Genomic DNA, 24,980 nt, shown 5'->3' on the forward strand with positions numbered 1-24,980 from the left:
AGAGACCTCCTCACGCGACGCGCGTGAGGAGGTCTCTCTCTTCGACGGCGGCCGACTGAAGGACCTTGTAGCCCTGCTCCCCGAAGAAGACAGTGAGCCGGTCGTCCTCGACGTCCACGACGCTCCCGCGTCCCCATTCGGCGTGTTCGACCTCGCACCCGGTGGGGAAGGGTGCGTCTGCGATGACGAACACCTCCTCCTCGGCCGTGCCGCTTCGACAGGTGTCGCAGCTGCGACAGGACTCCGAGCCGTCGTCCCCGAAGTAGCTCAAGAGCACCCGCCGGCGGCACCCTCTGGTCTCGGCATACCGGCGCATGACGTCCAGGCGTGACTGCTCGATCCGCTGCCGACGGTCGGCGGCCTCCCGCGCCAGTGCTGCTGCCTCCTTCGGTCGTCGCACGGCGATGACCGTCGCGCCGTTGCGGTCGACACCGACCACTCCCGCTTCCACGAGGAGGTTCACGAGCCCGGTGACGCGCCGCGTCGAGAGAGTCAGGGTCTCGGCGAGCGCCCGGATCCCGACCGGCGCATCCGCCTTCACGAGGGTCCGGTAGACCCGGCTGACGGCCCCGGTATCGACGGATCGCGCGGCGAAGTACTTGCGGATTCCCAGGTCCTCGGATCGGTAGAACAGCACCGCCTGCGCGGGTTCCCCGTCTCTTCCCGCGCGTCCGGTCTCCTGCGTGTAAGCATCCAGCGACTCGGGAACGGCGGCATGCGCGACGAAGCGCACGTCGGGTTTGTCGATGCCCATTCCGAACGCGTTGGTCGCGACGACGACGTCGATCTCCCCGTGCAGGAACTGCTCGTGCGTTCGTCGGCGCTCGCGCGAGGGGAGCCCGGCGTGATAGGTCTCTGCGCGAACACCCTGTTCGCGCAGACGGGACGTCAGCTCCTCCGCAGCGCGTCGGGTCGAGGTGTAGACCAGCCCCGGCGGAGGGAGCGTCGGGATCACCTCGATGATCTCCCGGTCCTTCTCGGCCTCCAGCGCGAACCTCCGGACATCCAGATCGATGTTCGGTCGATCGACACCTCGAACCACGAGAAGCGGATCTGTCAGCCGGAGGCGCTCGACGATCTCCTCGCGAACGGGTGCCGCAGCCGTCGCGGTCAGCGCGACGGTGGGAGGGTGCCCCAGTCGCTCGCGCACCCCGCCGAGACCGAGATAATCGGGACGGAAGTCGTGCCCCCAGCTCGCGACGCAGTGCGCTTCGTCCACGACGAACAGGCCGATCGTCAGGTTCGACAGCCGGTCGAGGACATCGTCCTTGGCGAGTTGTTCCGGGGCCAGGAAGAGGAATTCCACCTTCCCGGCCCGGACGGACTGCCAGAGTTCCTCGGTGGCGCGCTCTCCGATCGACGAATTCAGCATGGCGCCGCGGGGCGCGCGCGGAGTCTCGGAGAGACCGGCGAGCTGATCGGCCTGGAGGGCGATGAGAGGGGAGACGACGATCGTCATGCCGTCCCGCAAGGCTCCCGCGAGCTGGTAGACCGCGGACTTTCCTGCACCCGTGGGAAGGACGGTGACGACGTCCCGGCCCGCCAGCAGTGCGCTGACGGCTTCCTCCTGCCCTTCCCGAAGGTCTTCCCACCCATAGAGCTCGCGCGCGGCGCGAGCGATCGACATTCTCTGCATCGTGTCCTTCCCGGGGGCCGGATCATCCTGCCACTCGCCGTCCGCCACCCCTCGGGGGATTGACAACCGGTGATCGAGCACTCTGCCCACGCCTCTCCCGCTCGGACCACGTGGTCGCTACGCTGAGGCCATCCCTCGAGGCGAGGAGCGACATGCCCTACATCACCGATCTGATCTGGCTCATGCTGTGGGCGTTCTATTTCGTCGCCTACCTCTACGTCGTGATCGTCATCATCACCGACCTGTTCCGCGACCATCAGCTCAACGGCTGGTTCAAGGCACTGTGGATCATCGCTCTGGTCTTCGTGCCGCTTCTGACCGCGTTGGTCTACATCATCGCCCGGGGTCGGGGAATGGCGGAGCGCGCTCAGGCGGCGTCACCTCGAGCAGTGGCCGAGAACGACGACTACCGGCCCGCGCCGTCAGCCAGCCCTGCGGACGACATCGCCAAGGCCAAGCAGCTGCTCGATTCGGGGGTCATCACCGCGGGCGAGTTCGAGGCGTTGAAGAGCAAGGCCCTCGGCCACCAGTTCTACGGCGCGTGAGCCGGCGTCGCGCCGGGCGTGGTGCCGGTGGTGGGAGTCGAACCCACACGCCCTTTCGGGCAACCGAGTTTGAGTCGGTCGCGTCTGCCATTCCGCCACACCGGCTCGCGGCCAGCGGCCGCGTCCGCCCTCGACCCTATCGCAGCGAGCGGACCCGATTGCGGGCCCGCATGCGGGAAGCCGTAGGATTGCGGGGTGACTGAGTCAGAGCGCGCCGGGCAAGAGCAGTCCGGGCAAGAGCAGGCCGCCGCATCCGCCCCTCGCCGGGTCGTCGTCGCCGAGGATGAGTCGCTCATCCGCCTCGACATCGTCGAGATCCTTCGCGACAACGGCTTCGATGTCGTCGGAGAGGCCGGCGACGGCGAGACCGCCGTGCAACTGGCCACCGAGCTGCGCCCCGACCTCGTGATCATGGATGTCAAGATGCCGCAGCTCGACGGCATCAGCGCCGCCGAGAAGCTCAGCAAGAACCACATCGCCCCCGTGGTGCTGCTCACCGCCTTCAGCCAGAAGGAGCTCGTCGAGCGCGCGAGCGAGGCCGGCGCGCTGGCCTATGTCGTCAAGCCCTTCACCCCGAACGATCTGCTTCCTGCCATCGAGATCGCTCTGGCCCGTCACGAGCAGATCATCACGCTCGAGGCCGAGGTCGCCGACATGGTCGAGCGCTTCGAGACCCGCAAGCTCGTCGACCGGGCGAAGGGTCTCCTGAACGAGAAGATGGGCCTCACCGAGCCCGAGGCGTTCCGCTGGATCCAGAAGGCGTCGATGGACCGTCGCCTGACGATGCAGGATGTCGCCAAGGCGATCATCGAGCAGCTCGCCCCCAAGAAGTGACCACCGAGCCTCCCACGGACGCTGTCGTCGCACACGCGGACGGAGTCGCGATCGCCTGGGAGGACGCGCGCGCGTTCAATCTCGCCAATTGGCAGGACCGGGCCGCGCTTCACGAGGAGGCCTACGGACTGGAGGCCTTCGACGACCCGGAGCATCTATCGGAGGTCGCCAGCGACGATCTGGCGGCGCTCCTGCCGTTCGTCGGCACGCTGCGCGGCAAGGATCTCTGTCACCTCCAGTGCCACATCGGTACGGACACCGTGTCACTCGCCCGAGCCGGTGCGCGGGTGACGGCGCTGGACTTCAGCGACCGTGCCCTCGAGGTCGCGGCGCGTCTGGCGGAACGCGCGGGTGTCGATGTGACCTGGGTCCTCGGCGACGTGCTCGAAGCCCGAACGCACGTGAGCGGCGATTTCGACATCGTCTACACCAGCGTGGGAACGATCGGCTGGCTTCGCGACCTCGATCGCTGGGCGATGCAGATCGCGGCCCTGCTGCGTCCGGGCGGGCTGTTCTACATCCGCGACGGGCATCCGATGCTCTACACGATCGACGAGGATGGCGACGACGATCTGGTGCGGCACCGCTACTTCGCAGACGGCACGGCGCAGATGTGGGATGACGACTCCACCTACGCCGGTGACGGCAAGGTCGCCCACTCGCGAACCTACGAGTGGCCTCATCCCCTCTCCGAGACGATCAACTCCCTCATCTCCGCCGGGTTGCAGATCGAGAAGCTCGACGAGGGACGAGTGCTCCCCTGGCGGTTCAGCGGGCGAATGGTGCCCGTGGACCACGGATGGATGTGGCCCGAGGGCGTCCGCGATCGCATTCCGGCGACCTTCACGATCATCGCGCGCAAACCCGCCTGAGAGGGTGTCAGCTGCGGGCGGCCACGTCCTTGATGTGATTGGTGATCCGCACCGTCGAGCAGCGGCGTCCCTCATCGTCGGTCACGACGATCTCGTGCACGGTGACGCTCCGACCGAGGTGCAGGGGCGTGCAGACTCCGGTCACGAAACCGGAGGTCGCGGATCGGGTGTGCGTCGCGTTGATGTCCACGCCGACCGCGAGGCGCCCGGGCCCGGCGTGGAAGTTGGCGTGCATCGAGCCGAGCGACTCACCGAGCACCACGTACGCGCCGCCGTGGAAGAGTCCCACCGGCTGGGTGTTGCCCGCCACCGGCATCCGTGCCGCGCACCGCGCAGCGGTGAACTCAAGCCACTCGAAGCCCATCTTCTCGGCGAGCGCCCCGATGCCCCGCGCCTCGGCCCAGGAGAGCTCATCGGCATCGGTGTCGACGGTGTCGGTCATCGGCGGGTTCCTGGCTCGGGGGGTGTCTCACCCCGCGTCTAGGCTGTCAGGGTGACGGACTCCGCAAAGCCTACCCTCCTCGTCGTGGACGGCCACTCGCTGGCCTACCGGGCGTTCTACGCCCTCCCCGTCGACAATTTCTCCACCAAGGACGGGCAGCACACCAACGGGATCTACGGGTTCCTGGCGATGCTCATCAACCTCATCAAGGCTGAGAAGCCCACGCACCTCGCTGTCGCCTTCGACACCTCGCGTCAGTCGTTCCGTACGCGGCAGTACGCCGAGTACAAGGCCAACCGCTCCGAGACCCCCAAGGAATTCCAGGGACAGATCCCGCTGCTCAAGGAGTGCCTCGCGGCGATGAGCATCCCGGTGCTGGAGCAGGAGGACATCGAAGCCGACGACATCCTCGCAACGCTCGCCACGCGTGGAGCGGCAGAGGGCTTCCACGTCCTCGTCTGCTCCGGAGACCGCGACACGATCCAGCTGGTCACCGACGACATCACGCTCCTGTACCCGAATGTGCAGGGCGTCTCGCAGCTCAAGCGCTACGACTCCGAGGCTGTCCGCGAGCGCTACGGCGTCGAGCCGGCGATGTACCCCGATGTCGCGGCTCTCGTCGGCGAGACCAGCGACAACCTTCCCGGCGTGCCGAAGGTGGGTGAGAAGACGGCGGTGAAGTGGCTGAAGCAGTTCGGATCGCTCGATGACCTTCTCACCCAGGCCGACAAGGTGACCGGGGTGGTGGGGAACAACCTCCGTGAGCATCTCGACGACGTACGCCGCAACCGACAGCTGAACGCACTCCTGACCGACGTCGATCTCCCGGTCGGCCCCGCTGACCTCGCGGTGCGGCCGATCGATGCGCAGGCCGTCCGCGAGATCTTCGCGCAGCTGGAGTTCCGTACGCTCCTGCCCCGGGTCTTCGAGGCGGCGGGCGTCGATCAGGCCATGTCGGCACAGGCCGCCGTCCCCACCGCCACGGCGCCGACCCCCTCCGAGCCCGACTCGGCGAGTCTGGCAGCCTGGGTCGACGAGGCGTCGGGTGATGTGGCATTGACGTTCATCGCCGAGAACGGGCGACCGCGTCGCATCGGGCTCGCCACAATCGACGCCGCCGTCGAGGCGACCTGGTCCGAAGAGATCGCCGCCGCTCTCACCCCGTGGCTGCTCTCGGAGTCTCCGAAGGTGCTCACCGACGCCAAGCCGCAGGTCAAGGCGCTCCGCCGCGAGGGGATCCGCCTCGGCGGACTCGCCTTCGACACGATCCTGGCGGGCTGGCTCCTGCGCCCGAGCTTCCCCGACAAGTCCCTCGCCGACCTCACCGATCGTTTCCTGGGCGAGAAGCTCCCCGAGTCCGACCCCGCTCAGCTCGTCCCCGAGACCGAGGGCGCGACCCCGGGGCAGCTGTCGTGGTTCACGCTGCGCGTCGCCGAGGCGCAGCGCTCGCAGCTCGCGGCATCCGTCCTCTCGGTCCTGACCGACATCGAGCTGCCGACGCTGCAGACCCTTGCCGACATGGAGCTCGCCGGAGTGGCGGTCTCGCACGCGAAGCTGTCGGAGTTCTCGGGCGAGCTGGGCGACCGAGCCGACCGGATCGCCCAGGAGGCCTACGCCGCGATCGGACGCGAGGTCAACCTCGGGTCGCCGAAGCAGCTGCAGGAGGTGCTCTTCGAAGAGCTCCAGCTGCCGAAGACCCGCAAGACCAAGACCGGATATTCCACGGATGCCGCGGTGCTCGCCGATCTGCAGGAATCCCACCCGCATCCGTTCCTGAACCTCCTGCTCCAGCATCGCGAGGCGACCAAACTCCGCCAGATCATCGAATCGCTCGACACCGCGATCGGTGCCGATGGGCGCATCCGCACCACCTACCTTCAAACGGGGTCGCAGACGGGGCGGCTTTCGAGCACCGACCCCAACCTCCAGAACATCCCGATCCGCACGGAGGAGAGCCGCCGCATCCGGTCGGCGTTCGAGGTCGGTGACGGCTACGAGGCGCTGCTGACCGCCGACTACTCGCAGATCGAGATGCGCATCATGGCGCACCTGTCCGAAGATCCCGGCCTGATCGAGGCGTTCAACTCAGGGGAGGACACCCACCGGTTCGTGGGTGCGCGGGTCTTCGGTGTCGCACCCGAAGACGTCACCCCCGCAATGCGGACGAAGGTCAAGGCGATGTCCTATGGCCTGGTGTACGGTCTGTCGGCGTTCGGGCTGTCCAAGCAGCTGCGGATCGAGCAGGCCGAAGCGCGGGAGCTCATGCTCGAGTACTTCGCGCGGTTCGGCGCCGTGCGCGACTACCTGCGCACGTCTGTCGAGAAGGCCCGCATCGACGGCTACACCGAGACGATCTTCGGCCGCCGGCGGCCGTTCCCCGACCTCAACAGCCCCAATCGAGTGCTGCGTGAGAACGCCGAGCGGGCGGCTTTGAATGCGCCGATCCAGGGCAGTGCCGCCGACATCATGAAGGTCGCCCTGTTCCGCATCCACGATGACCTCACGTCACAAGGGCTCGCCTCGCGTGTTCTCCTGCAGATCCACGACGAACTCGTCGTCGAGGTGGCGCCGGGGGAGTGGGACGCCGCCGAGCGCATCGTCCGGGAGCGGATGGCGGATGCGGCGGAGCTGACCGTTCCGCTGGACGTGCAGATCGGCCGCGGCGCCGACTGGAACGCCGCCGGCCACTGACCGGGCGCCCCATCGGTCGCGGCGCACCGCCGCGGTGTTGGCGCTCGAGCGAGCGGGGTGCCTAGGCTCGGAGGTATGACAGACGCATCCCGCACCCCCACGCCGATCGACACGATCGCCGAGGCGTGGGTCGACACCCTGGCCGAACTCGATCCGTCGCTGGCGACGTACATCGGTCGATCCGAGCACAACCACCGCTACGGCGACTACTCGCCCGAGGGTCAGGCCCGCGTGATTGAAGAGGCGAAGAAGGTGCGCGCAGCTCTAGCGAGCGCGACCCCCGCCGACGACATCGACGCCGTGACGAAGGAAGATCTCACCCGCGAGCTCGACCTGCAGATCGAGCTCGACGAGGCGAAGTGGCACCTGCGCGACCTCAACGTGATCGCCTCTCCCGCTCAGGACATCCGAGCGGTGTTCGACCTCATGCCGACAGACAGCGCCGAGGACTGGTCGGTCGTCAGCGAGCGGATGTCCGCCCTCCCCGAGGCCGTGCGCGGATACATCTCCACTCTCCGCGAGGGGATCGCGCAGGGGATGGTTCCCGCTCGCCGCCAGGTGGTCGAGGTCGCGACCCAGATCGCCCGCTACACCGCCGATGGGGGGTTCTTCACGACTTTCGTCGGCAACGCCGCTCCTGCCGAGGGTCAGCTTCCGGCATCCCTCGCCCGTGAACTGTCCGACCGCGCCGGTGCCGCACGCGTCGCGTACGACGAACTGGCATCGTTCCTCTCCGGTGAACTCGCCCCGGTGGCGACCGAGAAGGACGCCGTCGGTCGGGAGGTGTACGCGCTGATGTCGCGCCGATTCCTCGGCGCCACGATCGACCTCGACGAGACCTATGAATGGGGCGTCGAGGAACTCGCGCGCATGGTCGCCGAGCAGGAGCAGATCGCCGGTGAGATCAAGCCGGGCGCGTCGGTGGAGGAAGCCGTGGCGTTCCTGGAGGAGGATCCGTCGCGGAAGCTCCACGGCACAGAGGCGCTGCAGAAGTGGATGCAGGAGACCAGCGACCGCGCCGTCGCTGAGCTCGGCAAGACGCATTTCGACATCGCCGAGCCGATCCGTCGCCTGGAATGCATGATCGCGCCTACGAACGAGGGCGGCATCTATTACACCGGCCCCACCGACGACTTCTCCCGTCCCGGACGCATGTGGTGGTCGGTGCCGGAGGGTGTCACGGAGTTCGACACCTGGCGCGAGCTCACGACGGTGTACCACGAAGGCGTGCCAGGCCACCATCTTCAGATCGCGCAGGCGGTGTACAACCGCGCGCAGCTGAACTCGTGGCGTCGGCTGCTGGCCGGCCCTTCGGGCCACGCCGAAGGATGGGCGCTGTACGCCGAACGCCTCATGGAGCAGTTGGGATACCTCGATGACCCGGCCGATCGACTCGGCATGCTCGACGGTCAGCGGATGCGCGCCGCGCGCGTCGTGCTCGACATCGGCGTGCACCTCGAGAAGCAGCGCCCCGATGGCGAAGGGACGTGGGACGCCCCGTTCGCGTTGGAGTTCATGCGTCGCAATGTCAACATGCCCGACGAGTTCGTCACCTTCGAGGTGAACCGCTACCTCGGCTGGCCCGGGCAGGCACCGTCGTACAAGGTGGGACAGCGCATCTGGGAGCAGCTGCGCGACGACTATCGCGAGGCGAACGGCGCACACGCCGACCTCAAGGCATTCCACAAGAAGGCGCTCGACATCGGCGGCGTGGGCCTGGACACCCTCCGCACCGCGCTCGCGCGCTGACAGGTGCGGCGACGTCCCCGAAGGAATAGTCTGGGAGCCACGGTGTTCTATTCGTCTGAATAGGTCCCTCCGGGGCCGCAGAGAAAGGGCGATCATGATCGAGTTCGGACTCCACACCTTCGGGGACGTCACCGTCGACGCGGACGGCCACGAGCTGTCGCAGGCGCAGACCCTGCGCAACCTCGTCGACCAGGCGGTGCTCGCCGACGAGGTGGGCATCTCGTTCTTCGGCGTGGGGGAGCACCACCGCCGCGAGTACGCCGTGTCGAGCCCCGAGGTGGTTCTCGCCGCGATCGCGTCGCGGACACGCGACATCCGTCTCGGAACGGCGGTGACGGTGCTGTCGTCCGACGAGCCGGTGCGGGTCTACCAGCGCTTCGCCACCCTGGACGCCCTCTCGAACGGTCGCGCCGAGCCCATCCTCGGGCGCGGCTCTTTCACCGAGTCGTTCCCGCTCTTCGGCTATGAGCTGAAGGACTACGAGGTGCTCTTCGAAGAGAAGCTCGAGCTGTTCGCCCAGCTGCTCACCGAGCGGCCGGTCACCTGGGAGGGCACGACGCGTCGCGGTCTGTCGAACGTGGACGTGTTCCCCAAGACCGAAGGCGGAATGCCGGCGTGGGTCGGTGTGGGCGGCTCTCCCGAGTCGGTCGTGCGCACCGCGCGGTACGGCTTCGGTCTCATGCTCGCCATCATCGGCGGACCCGCCGCGCGCTTCGCCCCGTACGCCGAGCTGTTCCGCCGGTCGCTGACATCCTTCGGACACGAGTCGCGGCCGATCGGGGTGCACTCGCCCGGTCATATCGCCGACACCGACGAGCAGGCGTGGGAGGAGGCGTACCCCGCTTTCGACGTCATGTTCTCGACGATCGGGCGCGAGCGCGGATGGCCGCCGTACAACCGGCTCCGCTTCCAGCAGGATGTCGGCGAGGGTGCCATCTACGCCGGCTCACCCGAGCGTGTCGCTCGCAAGATCGCCGAGACGGTGCTCACTCTCGGGCTCGACCGGTTCGACCTGAAGTACTCCAACGGCACGCTCGGTCACGAAAAGCTCATGCGCTCGATCGAGCTGTTCGGAACGCAGGTGATCCCGCGCGTGCGCGAGCTGGTCGCAGAGGCGCAGGCGCTGGATTCCGCGCCGGAACCGGCGACGACGGCAGCGCCCTAACATGACTGCGTGAGCATCCGCACCGCACCCGAGTCGGTCAGCGACCGTCTCGACGGTCTTCCCTTCACCCGCAGGCACCTCCGGGTCCTCACCGGATCCGGGGTGGGGTGGGCGCTGGACGCGATGGATGTGGGGCTCATCTCCTTCGTCATCGCGGTTCTCGCCCAGCAGTGGAGCCTGACCGGGACGGAGGCTTCGCTCATCGCCTCCGCCGGGTTCCTCGGCATGGCCGTCGGCGCGAGCCTCGGGGGGCTCCTCGCCGATCGCATCGGGCGTCGCTCGGTCTTCGCCGTCACTCTGCTCGTCTACGGTCTCGCCACCGGTGCCAGCGCATTGGTCGGAGGCGTGGCGGCGCTGCTGGTGCTCCGTTTCATCGTCGGTCTGGGCCTCGGAGCCGAACTCCCCGTCGCTTCGACGTATGTGAGCGAACTCGCCCCCGCGCGGATCCGGGGCCGGGTCATCGTCATCCTCGAGGCCTTCTGGGCGGTCGGATGGACCGCGGCGGCGCTGATCGGATTCTTCGTGATCCCGGCATCCGAGGACGGGTGGCGCTGGGCCTTCGCGCTCGGCGCGGTCCCCGCGGCGTACGCCCTGGTGGTTCGGTGGGGGCTCCCGGAGTCGGCGCGCTGGCTGGAGCGCCGGGGTCGAGCCGGCGACGCGGAGGCGGTGGTCCGCTCTTTCGAGACGTCGCCGGCCCTCTTCCCGCGCGGGGGGACTCCGACGGCCGCGACTCCGCCGACGCCGGCGCCGACGGCGACGGTCGAGGGGAGCAGGGTGCGCGCCGGCGTCGCGGCTCTGTGGAGCCCCGAGTTCCGTCTTCGCACCGTGTGCCTTTGGCTGGTGTGGTTCTGCGTGAACTTCAGCTACTACGGTGCCTTCATCTGGATCCCGTCGATCCTGGTCGCGCAGGGGTACGACCTCGTCCGCTCTTTCGGGTTCACCCTCATCATCACCCTTGCCCAGCTGCCGGGGTACGCCGCGGCGGCCTGGTTGATCGAGGTCTGGGGCCGTCGTGCGACGCTGTCGGTCTTCCTCGTCGGCTCCGCCGTCGCGGCGGTGCTGTTCGGCACGGCGACGAGCGAGGCGACGGTGATCGCGACGGGAATGGCCCTGTCCTTCTTCAACCTGGGCGCGTGGGGCGCGCTGTACGCGATCACTCCGGAGACGTATCCCACCTCGGTGCGCGCGACGGGCGCGGGGTGGGCGGCGGGAGTCGGCCGGATCGCGTCGATCATCGCCCCGCTCGCTGTACCACCGCTCCTGGCACTCGGGGGAGCTCCGGTGCTCTTCGTCGTGTTCGCAGCGTTCTTCGCGATCGCGGCGGCCGGTGCGTGGGGTCTCTCCGACCGGCGAGGCCGTGCCTTGGATGACCGCTGAGCGTTTGTAGGGTGGTCTGATGGCTGCAGTGCGCTATGTCGCGATCGGGGATTCGTTCACGGAGGGCGTCGGCGACGAGCTTCCCGACGGACGCACCCGGGGGTGGGCCGACCTCGCAGCCCAGGGCTGGGCGGATGCGACCGAGCAGCCGATCCAGTACGCCAACCTCGCGATCCGCGGGAAACTCGTCTGGCCGATCGTCGAGGAGCAGCTCGAACCCGCGCTGGCCTTGAAACCCACGCACCTGTCGTTCAACGGCGGCGGCAACGACATGCTCCGACCGCGGACGTCGATCCGTGGCATCGCGGACGCGTTCAGCCAGGTTCTCCGGCGGTGCGACGAGGAGGGCGTGCGGCTCATCCTCCTGTCCGGAGCGAATCCCTCGCCACAGCTTCCGCTCAGTCGCGTCATCCAAAGGCGCGGTGACCTCCTGTCGATCGCCGTCGTCGGGCGAGTTCAGGATCGTCCCGATGTCATCCGCGCACTGAATTGGCCCGACCGCGACTTGTCGGCGCCGCCGTTCTGGTCGCCCGACCGGCTGCACATGAACAGCCGGGGTCATCATCGCGTCGCAGCTCGGGTGCTGACGGCGCTGGGTCTGACGCCACCGGAACAGTGGTGGTCGCTACCCGAGCTGGAGTTCGGGCAGCTGGGGCGCCGCGACTACTACCGCGAGCATCTCGGTCCGTGGGTGCGTCGGCGATTGACCGGCACGTCGTCCGGTGACGGTCGAGCACCGAAGTACGCGGACTGGGTGACCCTCGCGCCGGCATCGGGGTGACGCGAGCGCCGCTCAGGTCGGCCTGACCGTATAGCGCAGCTCGGCGAACTGGCCCGCGCGTGCCACCGATTCGAGGTGGAGCCTGTCGGGCCCGATCCGTCTCGGGAGGAGGGGGCGCCCGGACGGAAGGGTGGCAGGGGCGATCGACACCCGGATCTCGGACAGCAGTCCCGCGTCGGCGAACTGGCCCGCGAGGTCGCCGCCGCCGACGATCCAGACCGCGCGTTCCGCTGCGGCCGCCTGGATCTGGGGCCACTCAGAGGAGACCGCGCCGGTGGCGAACCTCACGTCCGCGCCGGCGACGCGGGGGAGCGCTCGCGACGTGAAGACCCATGTCACCCGGCCGCCGTAGATCTCCGTCCATTTCTCCGGGTGGGCGAGCAGGTCCTCGTGCTCCACGACCCACTCATAGGTCGTCGATCCCATGACGAGCACGCCGACGGTCTCGAGGAATGCCGAGAAGTCCTGTTCGGCCTCGTCCGCCCCTGGTGTGGCGAAGAGCCATTCCAGCGAGTCGCTGTCGTCGGCCAGGAATCCATTGAGTGTCGTCGATGTGTGGAAGATCACCGGAGTCATCTCCGAAGCCTATGTCGTGCCTCCGACATGCCGCATGCGTCTCGTCCTGTCAAGAGGGTGCGCCCCTGGTCTCAGACAGTCCACAGTGTTGGGTGGGCAACGCCCTCGCATACCCGGAAAGGGGAGACCCATGAGTATCGGTGCTGGTATCGCACTCTTCGCCATCGGAGCCATCCTGGCCTTCGCCGTCAACGTGCAGGTCGAGTGGATCAACCTCGACATGATCGGTTACATCCTGATGGGTGCCGGTGCCCTCGTGTTCCTCATCGGCATCGTGCTCCTCGCGCGTCGCCGCAACACCGAATCGGTGAGCCGCACCACGGTCGACCCGGCGACCAACGAGCGCGTCACCCGGCAGTCGACCAGCCGTCCCGACGACGCCGCGGGACTCTGACGCTCACCCGGCGGACCGTAGGCTCGAACGATGAGCCCCACGCCTCCGCCGGGTACCGCCCTCATCACCGGCGTCGGCCGGCGCCGCTCGATCGGCGCAGGCCTCGCACTCGGTCTCGCCCGGGACGGGTGGAACCTCGTTCTGAACCACTGGGACGAGTATGACCAGCGCGTGGGGCTTGAACGCGGGGCATCCGATCCTCTCGACATCGCAGACGCGTGCCGGGCGCACGGCGTCTCCGTCACCGTCGTCCGCGGCGATCTCTCCGATCCTGCGGTCCCGGAGCGAGTGGTGGACGAGGCCGCTGCCGGGGGACCGCTTCGTGCGCTCGTGATGTCGCACTGCGAGTCCGTCGACAGCTCGATCCTGACGACGGATGTCGAGAGCTTCGACCGCCACTTCGCCGTCAATGCCCGGGCGACCTGGCTTCTCATCAAGGCCTTCGCCGAACGGTTGCCGCAGAGCGCTTCGCCCGGAGAGGTCGCGGGGTCGATCATCGCCCTGACGAGTGATCACACCGCTCACAACCTTCCCTACGGCGCGAGCAAGGGCGCACTCGATCGGATCGTCATCGCAGCGGCCGTCGAGCTGGGCGATCGAGGCGTGCGGGCCAATGTCATCAACCCCGGCCCGATCGATACGGGCTGGATGGATGACGACATCCGGCGGTGGACGTTCGACGCGACCCCGGCGGGGCGTCTCGGTACACCCGACGACATCGCCAACACCGTCCGCTTCCTCCTCTCGCCGGAGGGGTCGTGGATCAATGGGCAGCTGCTGAAGGTCAACGGCGGGTTCGCCACCGGCTAGATCGCTGCGGCGAGCCACCCCGATCATCAAGGATGCCGAGGCGGCGCACGGTCTCCCGGCGGGTCGGCTCCGTGAGGCCGTGTTCGACGACGTTTCCCGCCTGCACCGCGCCGTCACTGGTGAGATCACCGACGAGGAGTGGCGGGAGCAGATCGCACGCGAGCTTGAAGCATCGTTCGGACCCCGTGGGCGGCGCGCCGTCGCGCAGTGGTCGTTGCCGGCCGGTCGTGTGGATGACGAGGTGCTGCACCTGCTTCGGCGGGAACGAGGACGCCGCACCATTGCTCTCTTCAGCAATGCCACGACCCGGCTGGACGCGGACCTCGACCGTCTGCGCCTGTCCGGCGAGTTCGACGTCGTCTTCAACTCCAGCACGCTGGGTCTGGCCAAGCCGGCCGATGGGGCCTTCGTCGCCGTCGCGGAAACCCTGGACGCCTATCCCGCCGAATGCTTCTTCGTTGACGATTCGGAAGCCAACGTCCGTGCTGCTGCGGGCGTCGGGTTTAGGACGCATCTCTACGTCGATGCCACCCACCTGGACCGTGCGCTGACCCGGTGAGGCCAGCGACCGCATGCGCGAGTTACAGCGCCCCCGGCCGCAGCAGCGCTTCCCGCGCGAAGGCGCACCCGGAGACCGCGCATGCGGCGGGTTCGTCACCGCGCAGCGCGGCGACGATGTACCCGGCGGCGAACGCGTCTCCGGCGCCGGTGCTGTCGAGCACCCCGTCGACGCGGTCGACCGGAACCTCCTCAAGGCCGCGGTCCTGGCGGAGCTGAACCGGCTCCGCACCGCGCTTGACGACGAACACCGTCCGGCCGGGCAGCACGACGTCCGACGCGTCGAGAAGAACCGCTTCCTCGGCGTTGGCGAAGACCACGGCGGGAGAAAGGCGCAGGAGCAGATCGCTGAGCGCCTCGCGCCCCAGCGTCCGCATCGTCGCCACACTCGACACGTCCAGGCTGAGCGGCACATGCCGCTCTCGCGCCCACGCCGAAGCGGCGAGCAGAGCCGCTCGAGAGAGCGCGTCGGAGAAGCCGTAGAGCGGGAGGTGCAGCCAGCGGGTGCCCTCCAGCCATCCGGGATCGATCGGACCGAGTTCCGCCGCCGCCCCGCGGTCGGTGAGCATCGTCCGCTCGGCGGATTCGTCGACGAGGATGACGATCGACCCGGTGCGCCCGGCTCGCTGCACGCGCACCTCAGCCCCCGAACGTTCGAGATCGTGGACGAGCGCCTCGCCCTCGGCATCCGATCCGACCCTGCCGATGAAACGGACGGATGTCGCGGGCGCGGCCGCCGCCGCGACGTTGGCCGCGCTGCCGCCCCGGGTGTGGGTGATCGTCACCGGGTTGTCGGTGCCGCGCTCGAGTGCCGAGGCGCCGAGCACGACGATGTCGGCGAGGAGATCTCCGATGACCGTCAGCATCAGTCGGCGCCGGCCAACGCGGCGGCAATCTCCGCGCCGAGCGCGACATTGCCGCGGTACACCTCGACGTTGACGTCGAGGCTCCGGCCCCCGGTCTCGCGCTGCATGTAGTCCAGCAGGAACGGCGTGGTGTCGTGGCCCGTGACTCCGGCTGCTGCGGCGGCATCGAGCGCGCGGGCCAGGACGGCGTCGTGCAGATCGGGCGGCAGCTGATGGTCGGCGTCGACGGGACGTGCGACGAGAAGGGTCGAGACGATCCCGAGCGCGTCGCGGGCTCGGGCGATGTCGGCGATCTCGCCGGCGGAGTCGGCGGAGTACTCGATGTCGAGCCCCGAGTCGGCGATGTAGAACCCCGGGTAGTCGGTGGTGCGGTACCCCACGACGGTGAGGTTGAGGGTCTCCATACGCTCAAGGGTCAACGGAATGTCGAGGATTGATTTGACCCCCGCGCTCACCACGACGAGGGGGAGGCCCGCGAGAGTCGGCAGGTCGGCCGATTCGTCGAAGGTCTGCTGCGCGTCACGGTGGACACCGCCGAGACCACCGGTGGAGAACACGCGGATGCCTGCGCGGCTCGCGAGGAATGCGGTTGCCGCGACGGTGGTCCCTCCACTCAAGCCTTTGGCGGCGGCGACGGGGAGGTCGCGAAGGCTCACCTTGACGACCCCGTCCTCGCTCGAGAGGCGTTCGATCTCGGTGGGGGAGAGGCCGACGGTCGGGCGCCCGTCGACGACACCGATGGTCGCGGGAACGACGCCGCGGCGGCGGAGGTGGTCCTCGGCTTCCCGCGCGACCTCGAGGTTGCGGGGTCGGGGGAGCCCGTGGGTGAAGATCGTGGACTCGAGCGCGAGAACGGGAATGCCACGGGTGACGGCGTCGCTCACCTCCGGCGCGACGACGACTCGACCGAGGGTGTGGTGGGGTGAGGGCATCAGGTCTCCCGTTCGACGGCTCTGCCCAGTCAATCAGGCGGCGCGGCATCTCTGAGACCTTTCTCATCTCGGCCCGCAGTGCCCTGAACCGACCCTAGCCTTGGCCCATGACGCGCCGACGCATCACCCTCGTCCTTCCCGCCCTCGCTGTCGCGGGGCTTCTCACCGCACTTCCCGTGACCGATGCCGTCGCGGCCCCACCGGCCTCTCGCGGTGGGGCGGTCGACCAGATCCCGCTTCCGGACGGGTTCCAGCCCGAGGGCATCGCGATCGACAATCGTGGAACCGCCTATTTCGGCTCGCTCGTCGACGGAGACATCTACGCCGCCGACGTGCGCACCGGCGAGGGCGCGGTCATCAGTGAGGGTCCGGGCATCCCCGCCGCGGGACTCAAGGTCGACCTGCGCGGAAGGCTGTTCATCTCGGGCGGACCCACGGGCGTCGCCCGCGTCGTCGATGCGGCGACCGGCGCGGAGCTCGCGCGGTTCCAGCTCACGGCGCCCGGTGGGTTCATCAACGACGTCGTCCTGACACGAGATGGCGCGTGGTTCACCAACTCGTCGGCGGCGGAGCTGTACTTCCTCCCGATCCCGCGATCGGGCGATCTGCCCGACCCGTCTGAGATCGTCACGCTGCCGCTCACGGGGGAGTGGGTGCAGCAGAAGGGCTTCAACGCCAACGGCATCGCTCTGACGCCGAATCGCCAGGCGCTGCTGGTCGTCCAGTCGGCCACGGGCACCCTCTTCCGCGTCGACCCCGAGTCGGGCGTCGCCACTGCGGTCGATCTGGGCGGATACTCGCTGGTGAACGGCGACGGCCTGCTGGTCGTCAACCGCACGCTCTACGTCGTGCAGAACAGGCTGAATCAGGTCGCAGAGTTCCGCCTTGACGTCCAGGGCAGGTCGGGCACGCTCGAGAACATCATCACGAGCGACGCATTCCGCGTGCCGACGACGGTGGCCGCGTACCGGCAGGATCTCTATCTGCCGAACGCCCGGTTCGGTACCCCGCCGACACCCACGACCGATTACGACGCGGTGCGGGTGGATCGCTGAATCTTCCCGGGGGAGCGTACTTCGAGCGCCACATCGACTCAGTCACGCTCGAACTGACATAATGTGCATTATCGGGGCTGGGGTTTCGGGCGAAGGCACACCATGGCATCGAGCACTGTCCGGCATCGTCCCTGCAATCGCTCAGTTCCCATCCGATTCGGCGCACGCTACGAAAAAACGGAAAGTCTGAACAACCGAAAGGAACAGACATGCGCAAACGAACTCTGGCATCAGTTGCCGCACTGGGACTGGCGGGAGCATTGGCGCTCCCCACGGCCGCTGCCGCATCCGAGCCGACCGACCTCACACCGTTCTCCTTCACCCGCCTCACGGGCGCTGCGGAGGTGCCGGGGCCGGGTGACCCGGACGGGCGCGGCTTCGCCTTCGTCCGTTGGGACACCGAGGACGGAGAGGTCTGCTACAACCTCTTCGTTCAGCGGATCCAGCCTGCGGCCGCAGCGCACATCCATGTCGGAGGCGCCGGTGCCTCCGGTCCGGTGGTGCAGGATCTCGCGGCCCCGACGAAGGGCTACTCATCAGGCTGTGTCTACAACCCGGATCTCGCCGCCGCTCTTGCCGCTGACCCGGAGAACTATTACGTCAACGTGCACAACGCGGAGTACCCCGGAGGGGCGGTTCGAGGCCAGCTGGACTGATCCGCTCCAGCACACAACCTCGCTGGCGAAGCGCTCCGAACAATTCGGGGCGCTTCGTCGTTGCGTCTCCGCGGTGGCCGTGTCGGAGGCCCGCCATAAGCTGGCGGGATGCCCGAGGGTGACAGCGTCTACCGACTGGCACGTCGCCTGCATTCCGCGTCGACCGGTCGGACGATCGTGACGGGTGAACTGCGATCCGGCAGCCATGCCGGGACGAAACTCGACGACCGACGCATCCTGTCGTACGACACGCACGGCAAGCACCTCTTCACTCGCTTCGACGACGGCTGGTCCCTGCACACCCATCTGAAGATGCAGGGCTCGTGGTCGGTGACCCGGCGTCCGATCCCGCGCGCCGAGATGCATCGTGTGCGCTGCCGGTTCGCTCTGGATGACGGAGCGACGCTCTGGGGCATCGACGTGCCGGTCATGGAGTATGCGCCCACCGCCGAGGAACGCCTTGTTCGCGAGCGACTCGGTCCCGACCCGCTTCGCGGGGACTGGGATGCCGCGGAGGCGACGCGACGTCTGTCACGGCGGCCCGACAGACCGACCGTCGCCGCCCTTCTCGATCAGGCGAACCTCGCCGGGCTGGGCAACCTGTGGGTGAACGAGCTCGCCTTCCTCCGCGGCATCCATCCCTTCGCGCCCATCGGCAGGACCGACATCGCCGCGCTCGTCGACCTCGCCGCCCGCTGTCTGCGCATCTCAGCCACCGTCCCCGGTATGTACCAGGTGACCACCGGCAATCGCGCACGGGGGTCCACGCACTGGGTCGTGGGTCGGGCGGGTCGCCCGTGTCTGCGATGCGGCACGAGGATCGAGGTCGTCGCCGAGGTCCCGGATGATCCCGGCCGCCGCCGCACCTGGTGGTGTCCGAGGTGTCAGTCCCACGCCACGTGAGCGATACGATGCGATCCACGTGATCCCGTCGATGTGGAGCGCCATGACACGCCTCAGTCCTGATCCTTCGGTCGATCTCGAGGCCGCCCGGGCGGCTGCGCGAGCCGTCCTCGGAGATGCCGGTCCCGCTTTCGACGAACGTCTGACGGCGACGCTGCCCGAGCTGCACGGCCTGTTCGCGCAGCTCTACGGCGATCGCGACGACGGACGAGAGGCCCTCGCCGAGGTGATCGCGGCGGCCGCCGCGGGGTGGCGCGATCGGCCGACGGATCTGAAGCAGCTCGACGCCCAGCGCATGGCGGACCCCGACTGGTTCCTGTCGGAGCGGATGCTCGGCGGGGTCTGCTACGTCGACCGCTACGCAGGCACCCTCGCCGGGATCCGCGCGCAGATCCCCTACTTCCAGGAACTGGGGCTGACGTACCTGCACCTCATGCCACTTTTCGACTCCCCCGAGGGCAACAACGACGGCGGCTACGCGGTCTCGAGCTATCGCAAGGTCGACCCGCCGCTCGGGACGATGGCCGATCTCGCCGCTCTGTCGGCCGATCTCCGGGCGGCAGGCATCTCGTTGGTGCTCGACTTCATCTTCAACCACACCAGCAACGAGCACGAGTGGGCCCGAAAGGCCGTTGCGGGCGACCCCGACTACGAGGACTTCTACCTCATCTTCCCCGACCGCACGATGCCGGACCGGTACGAGGAGACGGTGCGCGAGATCTTCCCCGACGACCACCCCGGTGCGTTCGTGCAGCTGCCTGACGGGCGATGGATCTGGGCGACCTTCTACCACTTCCAGTGGGACTTGAACTATGCCAACCCCCGGGTGTTCCGGGCGATGGCGCAGGAGATGATGTTCCTCGCCAATCAGGGCGTCGAGGTCCTTCGCATGGACGCCGTCGCGTTCATCTGGAAGCGCCTCGGCACTCCGTGCGAGTCGCTTCCCGAAGCGCACCTGCTCCTGCGCGCCTTCAACCTGGTCCTCCGACTCGCGGCTCCCTCGGTGCTGTTCAAATCCGAGGCGATCGTGCACCCAGACGAGGTGATCACGTACATCTCCCCCGGCGAGTGTCAGCTGTCGTACAACCCGTTGCAGATGGCGCTGGGCTGGGAGGCCCTCGCCACCCGCGACGCCCGGCTGCTGCAGAAGGCGCTCGACGAGCGCCACGCGTTGCCGCCCGGGACCTCGTGGGTGAACTACGTCCGCAGTCACGACGACATCGGCTGGACCTTCGCCGACGAGGACGCGGCCGAGCTCGGCATCGACGGCTACCCGCATCGGCGGTTTCTCAACGACTTCTACGTCGGGAGGTTCGAGGGCACCTTCTCGCGCGGCGAGCCTTTCCAGGAGAACCCGAAGACCGGTGATGCCCGTGTTGCCGGCACGACGGCATCGCTGGCGGGCATCGAGGCGGGTGACCCCGGTGGTGAGGACCGCGTCATCCTCGCCCACGCTCTGGCCCTCTCCACCGGCGGGATCCCGCTCATCTACCTCGGCGACGAGGTCGGTCAGCTCAACGACTACGGCTACCGGGACGACCCGGCCCACGCCGACGACAGTCGCTGGGTGCACAGGCCCCACCGCGACGCGAGGGCGTACGCGGCACGGCACGACGAGTCCACCGTCGCCGGGCGCCTCAGCGCCCGGCTCCACGCTCTGATCCGAGCCCGGCAGAACTCCCCCGAGTTCGCCGCCGGCAATCCCCTCCTCCCCTTCCACACGCCGTTCCCGCAGGTGGTGGGTTTCCAGCGTGTCGCCGCGGACTCCACGATTCTCGTGCTCGGCAACGTCGGCGACTCCACCGTCCTGATCGAGCCGATCACCCTCTCGGGGTTCCGACCGGATGCCACCGACATCGTCTCGCACTCCCCCGTCGTCCTGACGGGCGGGCTCATGCTCCCCGCGCACGGCGTCGTCTGGCTCCGGGTACGACCGGCGTGAGAGATCGGCCGCACTAGCATCGAGGGATGCTCACGGCTCTCACCGGCTTCGTCGTGGTGGGTGTCGCGATCCTCATCGGCTACATCCTCGGGCGCATCAACCTGCTCGGCGAGCACGCGCGCCCGGTGCTGGCACGGCTGACCTTCTTCGTCCTGTCGCCGTTCCTGCTTTTCGTCGTCCTGGCCGAGGCCGACGTGCGAACGCTCTTCTCGTCGCTCCTGCCGGTGTCCGCGATCGCCGCCGTGGCGGTCATCGTGGTCTACGCGGTCATCGCGCGCGTGGTGTGGCGCCGGTCCGTCGCCGAGACGACGATCGGGAGCCTGAGCGCAGGCCAGGTGAACTCCAACAACATCGGCATCCCCCTCTCGCTCTACCTCCTCGGCGATGCGGCGTTCCCGGCGCCGGTCATCCTCCTGCAGCTCCTCGTCTTCACGCCGATTACGATGGCGATCCTCGATGCTGTGACATCCGGGCGTTCGTCCCTCGGGAAGACGGTCGGTCGCGTCGTCACCAATCCGATCGTCATCGGCTCCGCGCTCGGCGCGGCGGTCTCGATCAGCGGAGTCGAGCTGCCGGAGGTCGTCATGGCTCCGGCCGCGCTCGTGGCGAACGCCTGCGTGCCGGTGCTGCTCATCAGCTACGGCCTGTCGCTGTACGGGCAGCGCGTCCTCGGCGCCCACGGGCGACGCCGCGACGTGGTCCTCGCGTCGACGCTGAAGCTGCTGGTCATGCCCGCGATCGCCTGGGCGGTCGCGACCCTGGTGTTCGCGCTCCCCCGCGCCGACGTGCTGGTCATCGTCGTTCTGGCCGCTCTTCCGACCGCGCAGAATGTGTTCAACTACGCCCAGCGCTTCGACGTCGGTGAGGCGATCGCGCGGGATACGGTATTCCTGACCACGATCGGATGCATCCCGGTCCTGCTGGCTGCGACTGCGATCCTCGGCTGAAGACCGTAGCCGTCCGTCGGGTCAGACCGCGCGAATGATTCCGAGCGGGGTCGACTGGTGACCCTGGCCGAGCGGATTGTCCTTCAGGATCGCCACGAGCTGCTTCTCGCGTGCCTTGTCGACGGTCGAGCCGAGGATGTTCCCGCCCAGGTCGTTGATGTCGACAACCGCGACCTCGGGAACGCCTCCGAGAAGATCCTTCAACCGCCTGGCCACCTCGCGGGGGCGATCCGGCCCGAGCACCACGGCCTTGTTGTACGGCGGGATGGTGCCGCTCGTGGGCCCGTCGATCGCACGCGCTTTGTCGCCGGCGATCCGGTAGAAATCGCCCTTCCGGCCGAACACCTTCGTCACCGCCGAGACGGCGGCGGCGAGCAGGATGCGAGGGGTGCCGCACTCCCGAAGAGCCATCTCCATGGTCTCGGGCATGCCCAGACCGATCCCGTGCGGGGTCCGGGTCACGTAGCGCGACAGGAACCGCGCAAGCCGGCGCGGCTGGATCTCGTCCAGCGGGTACGACCGACCCTGGGTGATAGCGACGATCTTCTCGGTCACGAACAGCAGATCATCGGGTCGGACCAGGCTCGCCGCGTACTCGCGGACGAACGCATCGAGGTCATCCCCCGGCATCACGACGCGCGTGCGGATCGGGATACGGGCGAACGAAGCCCCATCGACGGTGACCGTGAGGGCCTTGCCGTCGTTCGCTTCACCGGTCATGCGTTCGACCGCTCACTCAAGGTAGTCCCGCAGCGACTGCGAACGGCTCGGGTGGCGGAGCTTGGCCATCGTCTTCGACTCGATCTGACGGATGCGCTCGCGGGTCACCCCGAAGGTGTCGCCGATCTGGTCGAGGGTCTTCGGCTGGCCGTCGCCGAGACCGAAGCGCATGCGGATGACGCCCGCCTCGCGCTCGCTCAGCGAGTCCAGCAGCGACTCGAGCTGGCGCTGCAGCATGGTGAAGCCCACGGCGTCGGCCGGCACGACCGCCTCGGTGTCCTCGATCAGGTCACCGAACTCGCTGTCGCCGTCCTCACCGAGCGGAGTGTGCAGCGAGATCGGTTCGCGGCCGTACTTCTGCACCTCGATGACCTTCTCGGGGGTCATGTCCAGCTCGCGGCTGAGCTCCTCGGGCGTGGGTTCGCGACCCAGGTCCTGCAGCATCTGCCGCTGCACGCGGGCGAGCTTGTTGATGACCTCGACCATGTGCACGGGGATGCGGATCGTCCGCGCCTGGTCAGCCATGGCGCGGGTGATGGCCTGACGGATCCACCACGTGGCGTAGGTCGAGAACTTGAACCCCTTGGTGTAGTCGAACTTCTCAACCGCGCGGATGAGACCGAGGTTGCCCTCCTGGATCAGGTCGAGGAACTGCATCCCGCGGCCGGTGTAGCGCTTGGCCAGGGAGACCACGAGGCGCAGGTTGGCGCCGAGCAGGTGGCTCTTGGCGCGCTGACCGTCGCGGGCGACCCACTGCAGGTCGAGGCCCAGCTGCGACGCCTTCTCGGCCGCCGACATGTGCGACAGCTTCTCCTCGGCGAACAGACCCGCCTCGATCCGCATCGCCAGCTCGACCTCTTCGGCAGCGTTCAGCAGCGGCACTTTGCCGATCTGCTTCAGGTAGTCCTTGACCGGGTCGGCGGTCGCGCCGGTGATCTGGGTCGAGTAGACGGGGATGTCGTCCTCGTCGTTGGAGATGACGATGGCGCCGGTCGGGAGCGGCTCGGCGAACACCGGCTTGGTGTTCTCCTCTTCGTCCTCCTCGGACTCCCCCTCGGGCGTCGCGGCGGCAGCGGCCTTCGGCGCCGCGGTGTCGGCGTCACCCTCGGTGTCATCGACATCGTCGCCCGAGATCTCGTCGTCGGCGTCGAGCTCGACGTCGTCCATCTCCTCATCGACCTCGTCGGCGTCAGCCTTCTTCTTGCCGCCCTTGGCCGTCGTCTTGGCGGCGGGCTTCTTGGCAGGGGCCTTCTTCGCCGCGGGCCGCTTCTTCGCGGGCGCTGCGGTGGCGGTCTCGACTTCCTCGACCGTGTCGGCGGTGTCGGTGTCCTTCGTGGTGCGGTTCGTCGTCTTCGTGCCTGCGGTCACGGTTCGCCTTTCACCGTCACGAACGCGGAGCGCCGCGGCGGTATCTTTCGGACACTAGTAAGACCCTTGTCAAGTCCCGTTCCCGTACGCAGGGCAGCGGACGGGGGACGACAATGGGTCAGAACATCCATTGTCTCACATCTGTCTGGGCGGTTCGCATTCACGCTCCCCACGAATTCCCGAACGCGCCCTCAGGACACAACGTCGAAGAGTCGGAGGGAATTCCTCTCGACGGTCAGGGGCGCTTGTCTTCGTCGCTGTTCGGCCGCGAGGCGAGGAAGCGCTCGAGCTCCGCTGCGAGCTCGTCGGCGCTCGGGAGATCGCCCGTGTGAAGAATGGGGGTGGCGTTGGTCGCACCTGCCATGTAGGCGTCGTAACGCTCTTCGAGCCCCTGCAGCATCCGAGACAGTTCGTCACTGCCGGCGACCTGCTCCTCGACCTTCGTCAGATATTCGCGGTTCTCCTCGCGCAGGCCGTCTCCGTCGAAGACGAGCCCGGTGGCGACCGTGATGCTGTCGAGGCCCGCGAGTGCGGCGGCGGGGTATTCGGTGTCGGCGAGATAGTGGGGCACGAGCAGCACGAAACCGGCGACGGCGGCGCCTACCTCGGTGAAGCGGTACTCGAGAAGGTGGGCCACCGTCGCGGGCACCTGGGTGTGAGGCTGCCACACCGAGTGCGCCTCGGTCAGCTCGGCGCGGGTTCCGCTCACGGTCGTGCCGATCGGACGGGTATGCGGGACAGGCATGGGGATCGCGTGCACCCAGGTGATGGAGGCGACACCGAAGCTCGAGGCGAGGTCGAGGACGGCCTCCGACACCCCGTCCCAGGCGAAATCGGGCTCGTAGCCGGCCAGCACCAGGAACGGCGTGCCCAGGGCGTCGTGCGCGAGCGAGAGCTCCAGCCGCGGCGGACGGTAGTCGGTCAGGTGGTCGGCCTCGAAGGTCACGATCGGCCGGCGCGCGCGGTAGTCGAGCAACACATCGTTGGAGAAGACGGCCAGCGGGATGGGATCCAGATCGTCGCGAATGTATTCGATCAGGCGAGCCACCGCTCCCCCGGCGTCGGTGAAGCCGGTGAGGGCGATCACGAGCGGCAGGCCCGCCGGCACAGTCGGGGCGGAGACCGAGCGCTCGTAGAGAGGACCGGCGTAAGGCATGGCTC

At 68.2% G+C, this 24,980-nt stretch carries 24 protein-coding genes and 1 tRNA gene; 16 read left to right on the top strand and 9 right to left on the bottom strand.

Features of this window, described 5'->3' with window-relative positions; all coding sequences use genetic code 11:
* Positions 1–10 precede the first annotated feature (10 nt).
* Entirely contained in the window at positions 11–1,627 is a 1,617-nt protein-coding gene (locus tag V6S02_RS06480) for a RecQ family ATP-dependent DNA helicase (RefSeq protein WP_336400259.1), read from the bottom strand.
* A 161-nt stretch (positions 1,628–1,788) separates the two neighbouring features.
* Here V6S02_RS06480 and V6S02_RS06485 point away from each other — a divergent pair, with 161 nt between their 5' ends.
* On the top strand, positions 1,789–2,181 hold the full coding sequence (locus V6S02_RS06485) for an SHOCT domain-containing protein (protein WP_336400260.1): 393 nt from the start codon (positions 1,789–1,791) through the stop codon (positions 2,179–2,181).
* Between the two features lie 19 nt (positions 2,182–2,200).
* On the opposite strand, the gene V6S02_RS06490 is transcribed toward V6S02_RS06485, so the two are convergent.
* A tRNA-Leu gene (locus V6S02_RS06490) sits at positions 2,201–2,286 on the bottom strand.
* 90 nt (positions 2,287–2,376) lie between these two features.
* Here V6S02_RS06490 and V6S02_RS06495 point away from each other — a divergent pair.
* Positions 2,377–3,015 carry an ANTAR domain-containing response regulator gene (locus tag V6S02_RS06495; RefSeq protein WP_124293243.1) on the top strand — a complete coding sequence of 213 codons (639 nt, stop codon included), beginning with the start codon at positions 2,377–2,379 and terminating at the stop codon, positions 3,013–3,015.
* A complete protein-coding gene (locus V6S02_RS06500) occupies positions 3,012–3,887 on the top strand; it encodes a class I SAM-dependent methyltransferase (RefSeq protein WP_336400261.1) in 876 nt (291 codons plus the stop codon). The genes V6S02_RS06495 and V6S02_RS06500 overlap by 4 nt, the downstream gene beginning before the upstream one ends.
* Before the next feature lie 7 nt (positions 3,888–3,894).
* On the opposite strand, the gene V6S02_RS06505 is transcribed toward V6S02_RS06500, so the two are convergent.
* The gene (locus V6S02_RS06505) at positions 3,895–4,329 is read right to left on the bottom strand and encodes a hotdog fold thioesterase (RefSeq protein WP_124293245.1); all 435 of its coding nucleotides are present in this window, start codon (positions 4,327–4,329) and stop codon (positions 3,895–3,897) included.
* A 51-nt stretch (positions 4,330–4,380) separates the two neighbouring features.
* Here V6S02_RS06505 and polA point away from each other — a divergent pair, with 51 nt between their 5' ends.
* The 5 genes from polA (at position 4,381) to V6S02_RS06530 (ending at position 12,092) form a co-directional block, all read left to right on the top strand.
* Positions 4,381–7,020 carry a DNA polymerase I gene (gene polA / locus V6S02_RS06510; protein ID WP_336400262.1) on the top strand — a complete coding sequence of 880 codons (2,640 nt, stop codon included), beginning with the start codon at positions 4,381–4,383 and terminating at the stop codon, positions 7,018–7,020.
* Positions 7,021–7,095: 75 nt separating this feature from the next.
* Positions 7,096–8,769, top strand: a complete 1,674-nt coding sequence (locus V6S02_RS06515; protein ID WP_336400263.1) for a DUF885 domain-containing protein — start codon at positions 7,096–7,098, stop codon at positions 8,767–8,769.
* A 94-nt stretch (positions 8,770–8,863) separates the two neighbouring features.
* Entirely contained in the window at positions 8,864–9,934 is a 1,071-nt protein-coding gene (locus tag V6S02_RS06520) for an LLM class flavin-dependent oxidoreductase (RefSeq protein ID WP_336400264.1), read from the top strand.
* Positions 9,935–9,949: 15 nt separating this feature from the next.
* Positions 9,950–11,311 (top strand): MFS transporter, encoded by a 1,362-nt coding sequence (locus tag V6S02_RS06525; RefSeq protein ID WP_442927918.1) that lies wholly within the window; start codon positions 9,950–9,952, stop codon positions 11,309–11,311.
* 19 nt (positions 11,312–11,330) lie between these two features.
* Positions 11,331–12,092, top strand: coding sequence for an SGNH/GDSL hydrolase family protein (locus V6S02_RS06530; RefSeq protein ID WP_336400266.1), 762 nt, complete (start codon positions 11,331–11,333; stop codon positions 12,090–12,092).
* Between the two features lie 12 nt (positions 12,093–12,104).
* Here V6S02_RS06530 and V6S02_RS06535 read toward each other — a convergent pair whose 3' ends face one another.
* The gene (locus tag V6S02_RS06535) at positions 12,105–12,668 is read right to left on the bottom strand and encodes a dihydrofolate reductase family protein (protein ID WP_336400267.1); all 564 of its coding nucleotides are present in this window, start codon (positions 12,666–12,668) and stop codon (positions 12,105–12,107) included.
* A 130-nt stretch (positions 12,669–12,798) separates the two neighbouring features.
* Between V6S02_RS06535 and V6S02_RS06540 the strand changes: the two genes are divergently transcribed.
* The 3 genes from V6S02_RS06540 (at position 12,799) to V6S02_RS06550 (ending at position 14,431) form a co-directional block, all read left to right on the top strand.
* Positions 12,799–13,062: a DUF6458 family protein gene (locus tag V6S02_RS06540; RefSeq protein WP_124293250.1), complete on the top strand. Its 264-nt coding sequence runs from the start codon at positions 12,799–12,801 to the stop codon at positions 13,060–13,062.
* Positions 13,063–13,092: 30 nt separating this feature from the next.
* Positions 13,093–13,872, top strand: coding sequence for an SDR family oxidoreductase (locus tag V6S02_RS06545; RefSeq protein ID WP_336400268.1), 780 nt, complete (start codon positions 13,093–13,095; stop codon positions 13,870–13,872).
* Between the two features lie 79 nt (positions 13,873–13,951).
* The gene (locus V6S02_RS06550; RefSeq protein WP_336400269.1) at positions 13,952–14,431 is read left to right on the top strand and encodes an HAD-IA family hydrolase; all 480 of its coding nucleotides are present in this window, start codon (positions 13,952–13,954) and stop codon (positions 14,429–14,431) included.
* Between the two features lie 22 nt (positions 14,432–14,453).
* Here V6S02_RS06550 and V6S02_RS06555 read toward each other — a convergent pair whose 3' ends face one another.
* A complete protein-coding gene (locus V6S02_RS06555) occupies positions 14,454–15,296 on the bottom strand; it encodes a carbohydrate kinase family protein (protein ID WP_336400270.1) in 843 nt (280 codons plus the stop codon).
* A complete protein-coding gene (locus V6S02_RS06560; protein ID WP_336400271.1) occupies positions 15,296–16,228 on the bottom strand; it encodes a pseudouridine-5'-phosphate glycosidase in 933 nt (310 codons plus the stop codon). The genes V6S02_RS06555 and V6S02_RS06560 overlap by 1 nt, the downstream gene beginning before the upstream one ends.
* Before the next feature lie 107 nt (positions 16,229–16,335).
* Between V6S02_RS06560 and V6S02_RS06565 the strand changes: the two genes are divergently transcribed.
* From V6S02_RS06565 to V6S02_RS06585, 5 genes are all read left to right on the top strand, one after another.
* On the top strand, positions 16,336–17,283 hold the full coding sequence (locus V6S02_RS06565; RefSeq protein WP_336400272.1) for an SMP-30/gluconolactonase/LRE family protein: 948 nt from the start codon (positions 16,336–16,338) through the stop codon (positions 17,281–17,283).
* A 209-nt stretch (positions 17,284–17,492) separates the two neighbouring features.
* Entirely contained in the window at positions 17,493–17,939 is a 447-nt protein-coding gene (locus tag V6S02_RS06570) for a CHRD domain-containing protein (RefSeq protein WP_124293256.1), read from the top strand.
* A gap of 108 nt (positions 17,940–18,047) precedes the next feature.
* Positions 18,048–18,842 (top strand): DNA-formamidopyrimidine glycosylase family protein, encoded by a 795-nt coding sequence (locus V6S02_RS06575; RefSeq protein WP_336400273.1) that lies wholly within the window; start codon positions 18,048–18,050, stop codon positions 18,840–18,842.
* Positions 18,843–18,885: 43 nt separating this feature from the next.
* Positions 18,886–20,784, top strand: a complete 1,899-nt coding sequence (locus tag V6S02_RS06580) for an alpha-amylase family protein (protein WP_336400274.1) — start codon at positions 18,886–18,888, stop codon at positions 20,782–20,784.
* Between the two features lie 26 nt (positions 20,785–20,810).
* Positions 20,811–21,731: an AEC family transporter gene (locus V6S02_RS06585; protein ID WP_336400275.1), complete on the top strand. Its 921-nt coding sequence runs from the start codon at positions 20,811–20,813 to the stop codon at positions 21,729–21,731.
* A 21-nt stretch (positions 21,732–21,752) separates the two neighbouring features.
* On the opposite strand, the gene V6S02_RS06590 is transcribed toward V6S02_RS06585, so the two are convergent.
* The 3 genes from V6S02_RS06590 to V6S02_RS06600 form a co-directional block, all read right to left on the bottom strand.
* Complete coding sequence (locus tag V6S02_RS06590; RefSeq protein ID WP_336400276.1) at positions 21,753–22,451, bottom strand: coenzyme F420-0:L-glutamate ligase; 699 nt, start codon at positions 22,449–22,451, stop codon at positions 21,753–21,755.
* A 12-nt stretch (positions 22,452–22,463) separates the two neighbouring features.
* Positions 22,464–23,819: an RNA polymerase sigma factor gene (locus tag V6S02_RS06595; protein WP_336400277.1), complete on the bottom strand. Its 1,356-nt coding sequence runs from the start codon at positions 23,817–23,819 to the stop codon at positions 22,464–22,466.
* A 235-nt stretch (positions 23,820–24,054) separates the two neighbouring features.
* Entirely contained in the window at positions 24,055–24,975 is a 921-nt protein-coding gene (locus V6S02_RS06600; RefSeq protein WP_336400278.1) for a proteasome assembly chaperone family protein, read from the bottom strand.
* Positions 24,976–24,980: the final 5 nt, after the last annotated feature.

Origin of the sequence: Microbacterium sp. CCNWLW134 (assembly GCF_037083565.1) — a bacterium.
In the GTDB taxonomy this organism is placed as follows: domain Bacteria; phylum Actinomycetota; class Actinomycetes; order Actinomycetales; family Microbacteriaceae; genus Microbacterium.

Coding starts and splice junctions, on each gene's coding strand:
- V6S02_RS06480 (WP_336400259.1), bottom strand. CDS start 1,627: ATGTCGATCGCTCGCGCCGCGCGCGAGCTCTATGGGTGGGAAGACCTT.
- V6S02_RS06485 (WP_336400260.1), top strand. CDS start 1,789: ATGCCCTACATCACCGATCTGATCTGGCTCATGCTGTGGGCGTTCTAT.
- V6S02_RS06505 (WP_124293245.1), bottom strand. CDS start 4,329: ATGACCGACACCGTCGACACCGATGCCGATGAGCTCTCCTGGGCCGAG.
- V6S02_RS06515 (WP_336400263.1), top strand. CDS start 7,096: ATGACAGACGCATCCCGCACCCCCACGCCGATCGACACGATCGCCGAG.
- V6S02_RS06520 (WP_336400264.1), top strand. CDS start 8,864: ATGATCGAGTTCGGACTCCACACCTTCGGGGACGTCACCGTCGACGCG.
- V6S02_RS06530 (WP_336400266.1), top strand. CDS start 11,331: ATGGCTGCAGTGCGCTATGTCGCGATCGGGGATTCGTTCACGGAGGGC.
- V6S02_RS06535 (WP_336400267.1), bottom strand. CDS start 12,668: ATGACTCCGGTGATCTTCCACACATCGACGACACTCAATGGATTCCTG.
- V6S02_RS06540 (WP_124293250.1), top strand. CDS start 12,799: ATGAGTATCGGTGCTGGTATCGCACTCTTCGCCATCGGAGCCATCCTG.
- V6S02_RS06545 (WP_336400268.1), top strand. CDS start 13,093: ATGAGCCCCACGCCTCCGCCGGGTACCGCCCTCATCACCGGCGTCGGC.
- V6S02_RS06555 (WP_336400270.1), bottom strand. CDS start 15,296: ATGCTGACGGTCATCGGAGATCTCCTCGCCGACATCGTCGTGCTCGGC.
- V6S02_RS06560 (WP_336400271.1), bottom strand. CDS start 16,228: ATGCCCTCACCCCACCACACCCTCGGTCGAGTCGTCGTCGCGCCGGAG.
- V6S02_RS06565 (WP_336400272.1), top strand. CDS start 16,336: ATGACGCGCCGACGCATCACCCTCGTCCTTCCCGCCCTCGCTGTCGCG.
- V6S02_RS06570 (WP_124293256.1), top strand. CDS start 17,493: ATGCGCAAACGAACTCTGGCATCAGTTGCCGCACTGGGACTGGCGGGA.
- V6S02_RS06575 (WP_336400273.1), top strand. CDS start 18,048: ATGCCCGAGGGTGACAGCGTCTACCGACTGGCACGTCGCCTGCATTCC.
- V6S02_RS06580 (WP_336400274.1), top strand. CDS start 18,886: ATGACACGCCTCAGTCCTGATCCTTCGGTCGATCTCGAGGCCGCCCGG.
- V6S02_RS06585 (WP_336400275.1), top strand. CDS start 20,811: ATGCTCACGGCTCTCACCGGCTTCGTCGTGGTGGGTGTCGCGATCCTC.
- V6S02_RS06590 (WP_336400276.1), bottom strand. CDS start 22,451: ATGACCGGTGAAGCGAACGACGGCAAGGCCCTCACGGTCACCGTCGAT.
- V6S02_RS06600 (WP_336400278.1), bottom strand. CDS start 24,975: ATGCCTTACGCCGGTCCTCTCTACGAGCGCTCGGTCTCCGCCCCGACT.